11 protein-coding genes are annotated in these 12,694 nt (G+C 73.4%); 9 read left to right on the forward strand and 2 right to left on the reverse strand.

The window, feature by feature from the left end:
* Positions 1-209 precede the first annotated feature (209 nt).
* The 4 genes from EBH09_RS14035 to EBH09_RS14050 all read left to right on the forward strand — a co-directional run bounded on the left by EBH09_RS14035 (position 210) and on the right by EBH09_RS14050 (position 7,600).
* The gene (locus tag EBH09_RS14035) at positions 210-2,414 is read left to right on the forward strand and encodes a bifunctional glycosyltransferase family 2 protein/CDP-glycerol:glycerophosphate glycerophosphotransferase (RefSeq protein ID WP_121747263.1); all 2,205 of its coding nucleotides are present in this window, start codon (positions 210-212) and stop codon (positions 2,412-2,414) included.
* Between the two features lie 7 nt (positions 2,415-2,421).
* Positions 2,422-4,662 carry a bifunctional glycosyltransferase/CDP-glycerol:glycerophosphate glycerophosphotransferase gene (locus EBH09_RS14040; protein ID WP_121747264.1) on the forward strand — a complete coding sequence of 747 codons (2,241 nt, stop codon included), beginning with the start codon at positions 2,422-2,424 and terminating at the stop codon, positions 4,660-4,662.
* Positions 4,659-5,936 (forward strand): hypothetical protein, encoded by a 1,278-nt coding sequence (locus EBH09_RS14045; RefSeq protein WP_121747265.1) that lies wholly within the window; start codon positions 4,659-4,661, stop codon positions 5,934-5,936. Before EBH09_RS14040 ends, EBH09_RS14045 begins: the two co-directional genes overlap by 4 nt.
* A 101-nt stretch (positions 5,937-6,037) precedes the next feature.
* Entirely contained in the window at positions 6,038-7,600 is a 1,563-nt protein-coding gene (locus EBH09_RS14050) for a hypothetical protein (RefSeq protein ID WP_121747266.1), read from the forward strand.
* 9 nt (positions 7,601-7,609) lie between these two features.
* Here the strand turns inward: EBH09_RS14050 and EBH09_RS14055 are convergent, their stop codons facing one another.
* A complete protein-coding gene (locus EBH09_RS14055; RefSeq protein WP_121747267.1) occupies positions 7,610-8,023 on the reverse strand; it encodes an organic hydroperoxide resistance protein in 414 nt (137 codons plus the stop codon).
* A gap of 129 nt (positions 8,024-8,152) precedes the next feature.
* Between EBH09_RS14055 and EBH09_RS14060 the strand changes: the two genes are divergently transcribed.
* Positions 8,153-8,623: a MarR family transcriptional regulator gene (locus EBH09_RS14060; protein WP_121747268.1), complete on the forward strand. Its 471-nt coding sequence runs from the start codon at positions 8,153-8,155 to the stop codon at positions 8,621-8,623.
* 82 nt (positions 8,624-8,705) lie between these two features.
* Positions 8,706-9,686, forward strand: coding sequence for a UDP-glucose 4-epimerase GalE (galE, locus tag EBH09_RS14065; RefSeq protein WP_121747269.1), 981 nt, complete (start codon positions 8,706-8,708; stop codon positions 9,684-9,686).
* A 74-nt stretch (positions 9,687-9,760) separates the two neighbouring features.
* Here the strand turns inward: galE and EBH09_RS14070 are convergent, their stop codons facing one another.
* Positions 9,761-10,387, reverse strand: coding sequence for a TetR/AcrR family transcriptional regulator (locus EBH09_RS14070; RefSeq protein WP_121747270.1), 627 nt, complete (start codon positions 10,385-10,387; stop codon positions 9,761-9,763).
* A 165-nt stretch (positions 10,388-10,552) separates the two neighbouring features.
* On the opposite strand from EBH09_RS14070, the gene EBH09_RS14075 reads away from it, so the two are divergent.
* From EBH09_RS14075 to EBH09_RS14085, 3 genes are all read left to right on the forward strand, one after another.
* Positions 10,553-11,485 carry an ABC transporter permease gene (locus EBH09_RS14075; protein WP_121747271.1) on the forward strand — a complete coding sequence of 311 codons (933 nt, stop codon included), beginning with the start codon at positions 10,553-10,555 and terminating at the stop codon, positions 11,483-11,485.
* 16 nt (positions 11,486-11,501) lie between these two features.
* Positions 11,502-12,350 (forward strand): ABC transporter ATP-binding protein, encoded by an 849-nt coding sequence (locus EBH09_RS14080; protein ID WP_121747395.1) that lies wholly within the window; start codon positions 11,502-11,504, stop codon positions 12,348-12,350.
* Positions 12,351-12,481: 131 nt separating this feature from the next.
* On the forward strand, positions 12,482-12,694 hold a 213-nt coding region (locus EBH09_RS14085; protein WP_153182658.1), incomplete at its 3' end, for a hypothetical protein.

Here is a 12,694-nt window from a genome sequence, read left to right on the forward strand (position 1 = left end):
AGTTCGCATGCCCCGCAGTTCGTCGCGGCCCACTCCGACCCGGCCGCCCACCTGGCGGCCGACGGGACGACCGGGCCGCCGGACGGCACGAGCGGCGGGGGTGGCTTCCGTCGGGCGGGGGTTTCCGTCGGGCGGGGGTTTCCGTCGGGCGGGGGCTCCCGTCCGACGGGTGACTCCCGAAGGACCAGTGGAACGAGAGAAAGAGCAGTATGCCCCGCTTCAGCATCATCGTCCCGTCCCATGGGGTCGCGGGGCGGCTGTCCCAGTCGCTGGACTCGGTCCTCGCCCAGTCCTTCGGCGACTTCGAGCTGATCCCGGTCCACGACGCCCAGGACCGCGTCGCGGCGGACGTCGCCGTGGAGCGCGCCGAGCGGGACTGCCGGGTGGCGCCCGTGCACTCGCCGCCGTCGGCCGGGCTGGCCGGGGCGCGCAACGCCGGGATGCGGGCGGCGACCGGCGCGTACCTGCTGTTCCTCGACGGCGACGACGTCCTCGTGCCGGGCGCGCTGGCGGCGCTGGACTCGCGGCTGGCGGACACCGGCGGCGTGGACGTGCTGCACTTCGAGCACGAGCGGGTGCCCTGGTGGGAGGGCGAGCCGACCAACCCCGCCGCCCCGCTGCTGGCCAAGGCACCGGACGGCACCTTCGCCCCCGACCGCGCCCCGCACCTCACCGGCGTACGGCTGCCCGCCTGGAGCGCGGTGTACCGCCGTACCTTCCTCACCGAGCGGCGGCTGGACTTCCCCGACGGGCACTTCACCGACGTCGGCTTCGGCGCCCTGGTCGCGGCGCGCGCCGAGCGCGTGGCCGTACTGCGCTCCGTCGTCGTACGGCATCTGGTGCGGCGGCAGGGCAACCGGCTGAACCTGCCCGGTGAGCACCACGCGGACCTCCTCGACCAGGCGGAACTGGCGCTCGCGCACGCCGCCGAGCGGGGGCTGCCGGACGAGCGGCGCGGACCGCTGTTCGAGCAGCTCTTCGCCGCGATCCTGAAGACGGCCACCCATCCGCGGCGCCTGACCCGCCGGGAGCGCCGCACCTTCTTCCGCCGGGCGAGCCGCCTCTACCGGCGCCACCGCCCCGCCGGTTTCCGGCCCCCGGGAGGCCGGATCGGCGTGCAGCACCGGCTGCTGGCGTCCGGCTCGTACGCGGGCTTCCGCGCGCTGCGCGCCGCCAACCGGGCGGCGACCGGTGTCCTGCGGCGCCTGCCGCGCCCGGACGGACTGCGCACCCGCCTGCGCTACCGGCGCGCGCTGCGCCGCCCGCTGGATGCGGGCCTCGTCGTGTACTGCGCGTACTGGGGCCGCGGCTACGCCTGCAACCCGGCCGCGATCCACGCCAAGGCCCGCGAACTCGCCCCGCACCTGCGCTCGGTGTTCCTGGTCGAGGCCGACCAGGCGCACACGGTGCCCGACGACGTCGACCACGCCGTCATCGGCAGCCGGCGCTACTGGGAGGTGCTGGCCCGTGCCAAGTACCTGGTCAACAACGCCAACTTCGCCGAGGGCGTCGTCAAGCGCCCCGGCAGCGTGCACGTGCAGACGCAGCACGGCACGCCGCTGAAGACCATGGGCGTCGATCAGTCGACGTACCCGGTGGTGGCCGCGGCGAGCGGCAGCTTCGCCAGGCTGCTGGGCCGCGTGGACCGCTGGGACCACAACATCTCGTCGAACCGCCACTCCACCCAGATGTGGGAGCGCGCCTTCCCGGGTTCCTACGAGCACCTGGAGTACGGCTACCCGCGCAACGACGTCTACTGCACGGCGACCGCCGACGACGTCGCCCGCGTCCGGCGCGAGCTGGGCGTCCCGGAGGGGAAGACGGCCGTCCTGTACGCGCCCACGCACCGGGACTACGAGAGCGGATCCGGCGCGGGCGGCCCGGACCTGGAGGCCTTCTGCGAGGCGGCGGGCGAGGACGTGGTGGTGCTGCTGCGCGCCCACTACTTCTACGACCGGGGCGGCAGGCGGGGCAGCGGCCGGATCATCGACGTGACCTCGCACCGCTCCTCCGAGGACGTGTGCCTGGCCGCCGACGCGCTGGTCACCGACTACTCGTCGATCATGTTCGACTACGCCAACCTGGACCGGCCGATCGTCGTGTACGCCGACGACTGGGACGTCTACCGGGAGACCCGCGGCGTCTACTTCGACCTGATGGCCGCGCCGCCGGGACCGGTGGCGCGGACGCCGGAGGAACTGGCCCGCGTCTTCCGCGACGGCTCGTACGCGGGGCCGGAGTCGGCGGCGCTGCGGGCGGCCTTCCGGGAGCGGTTCTGCGAGTTCGACGACGGCCGGGCCGCCGAGCGCGTCGTGCGCCGGGTGCTGCTCGGCGAGCCGCCCGAGGCGCTGCCGCCCGTGATCCCGCTCGCGGAGCGCGTCCCGGCCCCCGCCGCCACCCTCGTAAGGAGCTGACCCCGCCGTGCCCCGCTTCAGCGTCATCATCCCCTGCTTCAAGGTGCAGGGCTTCCTGCGCGAGTGCCTCGACTCCGTCCTGGACCAGTCCTACCGGGACATCGAGGTCATCGCCGTGAACGACTGCTCGCCGGACGGCTGCGGCGCGATCCTCGACGAGTACGCCGCCCGCGACGAGCGGGTGCGGGTGCTGCACCTGGAGGAGAACGTGGGCCTCGGCCGGGCCCGCAACGCCGGGCTGCCGCACGCCACCGGCGACTACCTCCTCTTCCTCGACAGCGACGACACCCTCACCCCGGGCGCCCTGCGCGCGATGGCCGACCGGCTCGCGGAGACGGCCTGCCCGGACGGCCCGGACGTCTTGGTGTTCGACTACGCGCGCACCTACTGGTGGGGCGGCACACGGCGCAACGTCCTGGCCGAGGTGCTGGCGGAGGCGGGGGACGGCACCTTCACGGCCGCCGAGCACCCCGGGATCCTCGACCTGCTGATGGTGGTCTGGAACAAGGTCTACCGGCGCGACTTCGTCGAGCGGGAGGGCTTCACCTTCCCGCCGGGTTACTACGAGGACACGCCCTGGACGTTCCCGGTCATGTTCAGCGCCGGCCGGATCGCCACGCTGGACCGCATCTGCCTGAACTACCGGCAGCGCCGCCAGGGCAACATCCTGTCCACCACCAGCCGCAGGCACTTCGACGTCCACGCGCAGTACGAGCGGGTCTTCGCGTTCCTCGACGCCCGCCCGGAACTGGCCCGCTGGCGGCCGTTCCTGCACGCCAAGATGGGTGAGCACTGCCTGGACATCCTGTCCAAGCCGGACCGGCTGCCGCCGTCCGACAAGGCCGAGTTCTTCCGCCGCACCGCCGAGATGTTCCGCGCGTACCGGCCGGAGGGCGCCGAGATCCCGGCCGAGCTGCGGCTACTGAACGGCGGATACGCCACCTACCTGGTGCGGCGCCAGTCCGGGCGGGCCGGCCGGGAGCTGGAGCGGCGGGCGCGGCAGGCGCGCGGGGTGGTGGCCGGACGAGCGGGGCGGGTGCGGACCGCGGTGAACCGGCGCCGCCCGCTGGACGCCGGCCTCGCCGTGTACTCGGCGTTCTCCCACCGGGGCGTGCTGGGCGACCCCGCGGCGGTCTACCGCAAGGCCCGCGAGATCGCCCCGCACCTGCGCGGGGTGTGGGTGGTGCGCGACGAGGAGTGCGCGGCGGACACGGCGGCGCTGCCGCCGGACACGGAGCACGTGGTCCTGGGCAGCGCCGCCTACCGCCGGGTGACCGAGCGGGCCACGTTCTTCGTCAACAACGTCAACTGGCCCGGTGCCGTGGCCAAACGCCCGGGCAGCGTCCACATCCACACCCACCAGGGCACCCCGCTCAAGTACATGGGCGCCGACCTGCTGGGGCGGCCCGGCGCCCGGCACGGCGTCGACGTGCCGCAGATGCTGCGCCGGGCCGACCGCTGGGACTACAGCCTGGTCGCGAGCCGGTACGCGGAGCGGGTGTGGGAGCGGGCGTACCCGTGCCACTTCACGTCCGTGCACACCGGCAGCCCGCGCAACGACGTGCTGGTGGGCGCCGCCCCGGAGGACGGCCGCCGGGTCCGCGAGCGGCTGGGCGTCCCCGAGGGGCACACCGTCGTGCTGTACGCGCCGACCCGCCGCGAGTACCGGCGGGGCGGGCACGTGGAGCGGATCGACCTGGCCCGGCTCGCCGCCGACCTCGGCGACGGCCACACCCTGGTGGTCCGCCTGCACCCGTCCCTCGCCACCGGCCCGGCGCGCGGCATGGGCCTGACCGAGCTGCACCGGCGGGGCGTCCTGATCGACGCGACGGACGAGCCGCACGTCGAGGACCTGATGCTCGCCTCCGACCTGCTGATCACCGACTACTCCGCCCTGATGTTCGACTACGCCCTCCTGGACCGGCCGATCGTGATCCACGCCGACGACTGGGGCGCCTACACGGCGAGCCGCGGCGCCTACTTCGACGTCACCGCCGAGGCACCGGGCCATGTGTCGCGCTCCTACCGGGAGCTGGCGTGGCTGCTGGCGTCGGGCGCGTGGCGGGACGAGGAGGCGGCGCGGCTGCGGTCCGCGTTCCGGGCCCGGTTCTGCGAGTACGACGACGGGCTGGCCGCCGAGCGGGTCGTCCGGACACTGATGCTGGGCGAGCCGATGCCGGAGCCCGTCGGCGTGCCCGGTGCCCGGGCCGTCCCGTCCGCCGGCCGCTCCCTGCTGACCTCGTCGTGAGGCCGCGCACCTGGGTGCTGCTCCTGGCCGCGGTGTTCGCCCTGCTCCAGCTGGCGAACGTCACCGGCCGGGACACCCCCGACACCAAGAACTACCTGTCGTACGCCCTGAGTCTCGGCGGCGGGAGCAAGCGCGGGGTGGCGGCGGCCACGATCGAGTACGTGTGCACGAGCCAGGCGTCGACGGCCCGGCGCGACCAGAGCGTGCACGTGGTCCACTTCCACCGCCCCGACCCCACCGACCGGGTCATGGACGAGTGCCGGGAGCGGGAGTGGCGGCACGTGGAGCCGCGGCTGGAGGCAGGGCAGACCGGCGGGCACACCGTGCCGTACATGGAGGAACGCTTCATGCGGATCTTCGAGGCGCGGCCCGGCTACCCGGTGTTCCTGGTGCCGTTCGTCCTGGCCTTCGGGGCGACGTGGGGGCTGTGGGCGGCGAGCGTCGTCATCGCGTGCGCGGGCGGCGTCCTCGCCTTCCTGATCCTGCGCACCCTGTCCGTGTCGGTGCCGCTCGCGCTGGCCGGGCAGGGTCTGTACTACGTGCTGCCGTGCGGGACGACCGCCATGCGTCCGATGACCGAGGGGCTGCTGATGGCGCTGACCCTCGCGGCGGTGTGGGGCTGTGCGCTGGTGCTGCGGGCGGGACGCGAGCGGGCCGGGTACGCGCTGGTCGCCGGGTCGCTGCTCGCGCTCTTCACGGTCAAGCACTCCCAGGCGCTGTTCCTCGGGGCGTGCCTGGCGGCGACGGGCGCGTTGATCGCCCTGCGGCGGCACCGGCGGGGCCGGCCGCCCGGCCGGGACGTGCCGGCGCTCGCGGCGGTGGGTCTGGCAGGCGCCGTCGTCACGATGGCCCTGGCCCGGCTGCTGCACTACCCGTCGGTGTCCGACAGCCTCCAGGACCTGCTGACCGGCCACTTCGCCCGGCCCGACCGGGCGGATCCGTGGCCGGAGTTCTGGCAGTTGCAGGGCAACTTCTGGGTGGAGTGGCTGCGCCGGCAGGCGTGGGAGCCGCTGTTCGTCACGGCCCTGGCCGCCGGAGCGTGGGGCGCGCTGCGGCGCGGCGGCGCGGTCGGCGGTTTCGTGGTCGCGGCGGCGTTCACCGGGATCCTCACCCAGGCCGGACATCCGGACATCGACATCTGGGGCGGGCGGCTGATCGTGCTGGCGTGGCTGCTGCCGGTGGTGGGGGTGCCGCTGCTGCTGGAGCCGGTGGTGCGGGGGCGGGTGGCGCTGCCGTCGCAGGGGCACGCGGACCGGGCGCGCGCGACCAGCTGACCCGCACTCGATGGGGTGATGTGAAGTCATCTCGTTGACCCCGGCGGGATCATCGGGAACATACGCCAAATGTCCCGAATGCCCCACCCTTCGACCGTCCCGTGAGCGCCGGCGTCCTCGCCCGGCGTTCCGTGCGCGGAGCGACGGCGCTGCGCGGTGGCCGCGTCTGGCGTCCCACCCCGTACCAGAGCGCGGGTTTCCTCTTCTTCCTCCTGATGACGCTGGCGTACTGGGCGGTGCCGCTGTGCTGTGACGCCGGGCAGCACGCGGCCGTGGTCGAGCGCCTGAAGGCCGACCTCCTCCACCCCCGCCACCCGATGGCCGACCTGCCGGGTGCGGGAAGCGCGTACTACTCGCCGTACGCGCTGGCGCAGGGCCTGTTCGCCCGGCTGACCGGGCTGGGCGGCTGGGAGGTGGTGCGGCTCGCCGGGCCGGTGAACCTGCTGGTGCTGCTGACGGGCCTCGGCCGCTTCGTGCGGGTGCTGTCCCCGCGGCCGTGGGCACCGGTGCTGGCGCTGGGCGCGATGACGCTGCTGTGGGGGACCGAGCGCGCCTGGTGGAGCGGCTATCTCGGGCTGATGTCGATGACGGGCAACCTGGGCTACCCGTCGGCTTTCGCGATCGGGCTCACCTTCTGGGCCTGGGCGCTGACGGGGGCGCGGGCACGGGACCCGCGCCGGGTGCGGTACGTGGGCCCGAGCGGCCTGCGCGGCATGCCCGGATACGCGGGACTCGGCCTCCTCTACGGCCTGATCCTCCTCGTCCACCCGATCACGGCGGTGGCGGCGGCGCTCGGCGCGGTGGCGCTGGTGGCCGGATGGCAGCGCGGGTGGCGCGGGGCGGTCGCCGGACGGTGGGCGCTGACGGGCGGTGTCGCGGTGGCGTCGGCGGCGGTGTGGCCGTACTTCGACGTGTTGGCGCTGGCCGGCGACGACAGCGTGGACGGGATGCACCGGATCCTGTACCTGGACCTGCCCGGGGAGTTCTGGCTGGCCCTGCTCGGGCTCCCGGCGCTCTGGCTGCGCGGACGCCGGTCGGCGCGGGATCCGCTGGTGCTGATGTTCGCGCTGGACTGCGCGGTGGTGGCGTACGGCTGGTTCAGCGGCCACTACACCTACGGCCGGATCCTCGGGCTCACGCTGGTGCCGTTGCAGTTCGCCCTGGCGGTGGAGCTGGCCGCGCCCCGGCCGTGGGGGCGGTGGCGCAGGGCGCTGGGGTGGGCCGCCACGGCGGGGGCCATGCTGGGGTTCCTCACGGTCCACGCCGGGGCGGTGGTGCCGCGCCCGCTCGACCCGGTCGGCTTCGAGCAGCCGCCCGACTGGCCGGCGTACGAGTGGGCGGCCCGGCACATCGCCCCCGGCGAGGTCGTGATCACCGACGGCTACTACGCCGGGCACGCCGTCGCCGGGTACGGGCCGAACCTCGCGGCGCCCGCCTGGCCGGACCCGTCGCTGGACGAGCGGGAACGCGGGCGGCGGGTGGCCGACGTCGAGGCGTATCTCGCGCCCGGCTCGACCCGTGCCGAGCGCGCTGCCGTCGTCCGCCGCTACCACGTCCGCTGGCTGCTGCTGACCCGCTGGCGGCCGGTGCCCGAGGAGGCGGTGGTGGTGGCGTGGAGCGAGCGGACCGGGGAGGTACTGGCGCGGGTCGGGCCGGGCCGCTGACCACCTCGCCTACTCGATGACGAGGTCGACCGGGATGTTGCCGCGGGTCGCGTTGGAGTAGGGGCAGACCTGGTGGGCCTGCTCGACCAGCTTGCGGCCGGTCTCCGCGTCCACGCCCTCGGGCAGTTCGACCCGGAGGGTGACGGCGAGCGCGAAGCCCTCGCCCTGCTTCCCGATGCCGACCTCCGCGGTCACCGCGGCGTCACTGACGTCGACCTTCGCCTGCCGGCCGACGAGACCGAGGGCGCTGCCGAAGCAGGCGGCGTACCCGGCGGCGAACAGCTGCTCGGGGTTGGTGCCCTGCCCGTTCCCGCCCATCTCGACGGGGACGCCGAGCGCGAGGTCGAGCGTGCCGTCGGAGCTGACGGTGCGACCGTCGCGGCCGTGGGTGGCGGTGGCGGCGGCGGTGTAGAGCGCGTCCATGGGTAACCGTCCCTTTCTGGAGGTCTGCGGAGGAGAGTCGTGGCGACTCCCGACGAGACCCAGTAGAGCACGCAATTCAATTGCGCACAACTAAATTGCACACAAAGACCATCGGCTACCCTGGGAACCATGACCACGCCCGCAACGGACTGGCTCCGCCTGGACCAGCAGATCTGCTTCTCCCTGAACGCCGCCTCGCGCGCCTTCAACGGCGTCTACCGCGTGGTGCTCAAGGATCTCGGCCTCACCTACCCGCAGTACCTGGTGATGCTGGTGCTGTGGGAGCACGGCGAGCTGCCGGTCAAGAAGCTCGGCGAACACCTGCGCCTCGACTCCGGCACCCTTTCACCCCTGCTCAAGCGGCTGGAGGCGGCCGGCCTGGTCCACCGGGAGCGCAGCGCGCGCGACGAGCGGTCGGTGGAGGTGCGGCTGACCGGGAAGGGCGTGGCGCTGCGCGAGCGGGCCGTGGAGGTGCCGCGCCGGATCGCCGCGGCGACCGGCCTGGACCTGGCGGAGGTCCAGGACCTGCGTGCCCGCCTCGACCGGCTCACGGCGGCCGTCGACGCGTACGGCACCGAGCCGGCCTCGGCCTCGTCCTGAAGGGTGCGGTGCCCACCCGGCACCGGCATGACGGATCATGACTACCCAGCACCGAGGACCACTGACGAGGGGACGGCCGCACATGACCTGGCTGATCACCGGCGGCGCCGGATACATCGGGGCGCACGTCGTACGGGCGATGACCGAGGCGGGCGAGGAGGCGGTCGTGTACGACGACCTCTCCACCGGGATCGCCGAGCGCGTGCCCGACGGCGTCCCCCTGGTCGTGGGCTCGGTCCTGGACGGCGAGCGCGTCGCGCGCGCCCTGGCCGACCACTCGGTCACCGGCGTCGTGCACCTGGCCGCCAAGAAGCAGGTCGGCGAGTCGGTGGACCTGCCGCTGCACTACTACCGGGAGAACGTCGAGGGCCTGCGCGTCCTGCTGGAGGCGGTCACCGCGGCGGGCGTCGGGTCCTTCGTCTTCTCCTCCTCCGCGGCCGTGTACGGCATGCCCGACGTCGACCTGGTGACGGAGGAGACGCCGTGCCTGCCCATGTCGCCGTACGGCGAGACCAAGCTGGCCGGCGAGTGGCTGGTCCGCGCCACCGGCCGGGCGTCCGGCCTGTCCACAGCGTCCCTCCGCTACTTCAACGTGGCGGGCGCGGCGAGCCCGGAGCTCGCCGACACCGGCGCCCACAACCTCGTCCCGATGGTCTTCGAGAAGCTGACCGAGGGCGCCGCCCCGCGCGTCTTCGGCGACGACTACGCGACGCCGGACGGCACCTGCGTCCGCGACTACATCCACGTCGTCGACCTGGCCGAGGCCCACGTCGCCGCGGCCCGCGCCCTGCAGGCCTCCCCCGGAAGCGCCCTCACCCTCAACATCGGCCGGGGCGAAGGCGTGTCCGTCCGCGAGATGATCGACCGCATCAACTCCCTCACCGGCCATGACCACCCCCCGACGGTCACTCCCCGCCGCCCCGGCGACCCGGCCCGCGTCGTCGCCTCGGCCGACCGCGCCGCCGTGGAGCTGGACTGGAAGGCCAAGTACGACGTCGAGGACATGATCACCTCGGCCTGGGCGGGCTGGGTACGACTGCGTCCTGGAGCGGCACGCGATTAGGGGCCGTCCGCTGAACGATCGCCGAAGGCGTCAGGCGCGTCCCGACAGGAGCCGCCGACAAGTCCCGGCCGGCCTCAGAGCGCCCTGAGCCCCGCCGCCGTCGCCCGCGCCAGCGCCGCCAGGTAGCCCTTCGGCGGCTTCGGGCTGCGGATGACCACCGAGCGCCAGTACAGCGGGCCCGAGATCAGGTCGAGGGCCAGGTCGGTGTCGACGGCGGGGCCCAGCTCGCCGCGTTCCGTCGCCGCCGCGAGGATCCTGCTGGCGACGCCGTCCTGGCCCTCCCGCAGGGTCTTCCGCATAACCTCGGCGATGTCGGGATTGCGGGCCGCCTCCGCCTGGAGGTCGGGGATGATCTGCGAGGCCACCGGGTGGCGCAGGGCACGGGACGTCACCTCGTACAGCAGCCGCAGGTCGCCCTCCAGGGAGCCGGTGTCGGGCGCGGGCAGGCCCTGCACGGCGAGCGCGGAGACGATGTCGAGCACCAGGTGCAGCTTGGAGCGCCAGCGCCGGTAGACGGCCGTCTTGCCGACCCCCGCGCGGCGCGCGATCCCCTCGATGGACATCCGCGCGTAGCCGACCGCCGCGAGCTCCTCGAAGACCGCCGCCCGGATGGCTTCCGTCACGTCCTCGCGGAGCACGGCCGCCCCGGCGGGGGCCCGGCGGCGCGGGCGCGGCTGCGGCTCGTCGGCGTTGGTCGTCATGCGAGCCAAGCATAGGGGCGTTACGACGAAACGGTTGCGTCCCGACGCGGCCAAGCCCTACGCTCGCGTTACGACGATACGGTCCCGTCCCGACGTAAGTGAACGCTCCGGGTCACCCCGGTGAACGACGGGCGTCACCCCCACCCACGAGCGAAAGCAGCGGATGTGAGTCAGGTCCTCCACACACCGCCCCCGACACCGGACGCGGTCGCCCCCGTCCCCGCCGACCACGACCTGGCGGCCCTCGCCGCCCGCCACGGTCTGTCGGTCAGCGGCGCCCGCCCCTCCCTGCCCGAGTACGTCCGTCAACTGTGGGCGCGCCGGCACTTCATCACCGCCTTCGCCACCGCCAAGCTCACCGCCCAGTACAGCCAGGCCAAGCTGGGCCAGGTCTGGCAGGTGATGACGCCCCTGCTCAACGCGGCGGTGTACTACTTCATCTTCGGCATGCTGATGAACACCAGCCGGGGCGTCGAGGACTTCGTCCCGTTCCTGGTCACCGGCGTGTTCGTGTGGACCTTCACGCAGAGTTCGATCATGGCGGGCACCAAGGCCGTCTCCGGCAACCTCGGCCTCGTGCGCGCCCTGCACTTCCCGAGGGCGGCGCTGCCGGTCTCCTTCTGCCTCCAGCAGTTGCAGCAGCTGATGTTCTCGATGGCCGCCCTGGTCGTGATCCTGCTCGCCTTCGGCGTACCGCCCGCCCCCTCCTGGGTGCTGGCCGTCCCGGCACTGGTGCTGCAGTTCGTGTTCAACGCGGGCGTGGCGCTGATCATGGCCCGGGTGGGCTCCAAGATCCCCGACATGGCCCAGCTGATGCCGTTCCTGCTGCGGACCTGGATGTACGGCTCGGGCGTCATGTTCAGCATCCATCACATGACCGGCCCGGACAGCGGCCTGCCCTCGTGGGTCGGCCCCCTCCTCCAGGTCAACCCGGCCGTCGTCTACATCGACCTGATGCGCTTCGCGCTGATCGACAGCTTCGGCGGCGGCATGCTGCCGGACCACGTCTGGGCGATGGCCGCGGGCTGGGCCCTGGTCGCCGGGATCGGCGGCTTCATCTACTTCTGGAAGGCCGAGGAGACGTACGGACGTGGCTGACAACAACGGCAACGACATGGGCAAGCAGGCGGACGAGCGCGTCCCCACCGTCGTCGCCGACGGCGTCGACATCGTCTACCGGGTCAACGGCACCGGCGCCGGCCGCGGCTCCGCGACCGCCGCCCTCAACCGCATCCTGCGCGGCAGGAAGGCCGAGAAGGCGGCGGGTGTGCGCCGGGTGCACGCCGTCAAGAACGTGTCCTTCGTGGCGTACCGGGGCGAGGCGATCGGACTGATCGGCACCAACGGCTCCGGCAAGTCGACGCTGCTCAAAGCGGTCGCCGGCCTGCTCCCGGTGGAGAACGGGCGCATCTACACGGACGGCCAGCCCTCCCTCCTCGGCGTCAACGCGGCCCTGATGAACGACCTCACCGGCGAGCGCAACGTCCACCTCGGCGGCCTGGCGATGGGCATGTCCCGCGCGCAGATCAAGGAGCGCTACCAGGAGATCGTCGACTTCTCCGGCATCAACGACAAGGGCGACTTCATCACGCTGCCGATGCGCACGTACTCCTCCGGCATGGCGGCCCGGCTGCGCTTCTCCATCGCCGCCGCCAAGGACCACGACGTCCTCCTCGTCGACGAGGCCCTGGCCACCGGCGACCGCTCCTTCCAGAAGCGCTCGGAGGAGCGCATCCGGGAGCTGCGCAGGCACGCCGGCACGGTGTTCCTGGTCAGCCACAGCAACAAGTCCATCCGCGACACCTGCGACCGGGTGCTGTGGCTGGAACGGGGCGAGCTGCGCATGGACGGGCCGACGGAGGAGGTCCTCAGGGAGTACGAGAAGTTCACCGGCGGCCCGGACAGGGCGGCGAAGCCCAAGCCGGCGGCCAAGCCCGCCCCGAAGACGAAGACGGCCGCCTGACCTCGCCCCGAGCGCCCCCTCCCCCGGGAGGCGTACGCACGGTTAACCCTTTTGCCCGATTAGTGCCACTATGGCCGAACGACCGAACAGGAGAGCGCCGGGAGCGACGACGACGGCAAGGAGTCCCCGCGATGCCCGAGATCCCCGACCTCAGCGTCATCGTCCACGGCCCCAACGTCCAGGACCACCTGCCCGCCCTCCTCGACACCCTCGACGCCCACCCCCTCACCGGCGTCGAGGTGCTCGTCGCCGCGGTCGGGGACTGGGCACGGGAGGCGGCCGAGCGGCACACTCCGGCGTTCACCGTCCTGCCGCTGCCGGACGGGGCGGGCGACGCCGCGGCC

This window comes from Streptomyces sp. E2N166 (genome assembly GCF_003671715.1).
Taxonomy (GTDB): Bacteria; Actinomycetota; Actinomycetes; order Streptomycetales; family Streptomycetaceae; genus Streptomyces; species Streptomyces thinghirensis.

Bases quoted from the DNA above. Each gene is read 5' to 3' on its own strand.
- EBH09_RS14035 (WP_121747263.1), top strand. From the start codon at position 210: ATGCCCCGCTTCAGCATCATCGTCCCGTCCCATGGGGTCGCGGGGCGG.
- EBH09_RS14055 (WP_121747267.1), bottom strand. From the start codon at position 8,023: ATGGACGCGCTCTACACCGCCGCCGCCACCGCCACCCACGGCCGCGAC.
- EBH09_RS14060 (WP_121747268.1), top strand. From the start codon at position 8,153: ATGACCACGCCCGCAACGGACTGGCTCCGCCTGGACCAGCAGATCTGC.
- galE (WP_121747269.1), top strand. From the start codon at position 8,706: ATGACCTGGCTGATCACCGGCGGCGCCGGATACATCGGGGCGCACGTC.
- EBH09_RS14070 (WP_121747270.1), bottom strand. From the start codon at position 10,387: ATGACGACCAACGCCGACGAGCCGCAGCCGCGCCCGCGCCGCCGGGCC.
- EBH09_RS14080 (WP_121747395.1), top strand. From the start codon at position 11,502: ATGGGCAAGCAGGCGGACGAGCGCGTCCCCACCGTCGTCGCCGACGGC.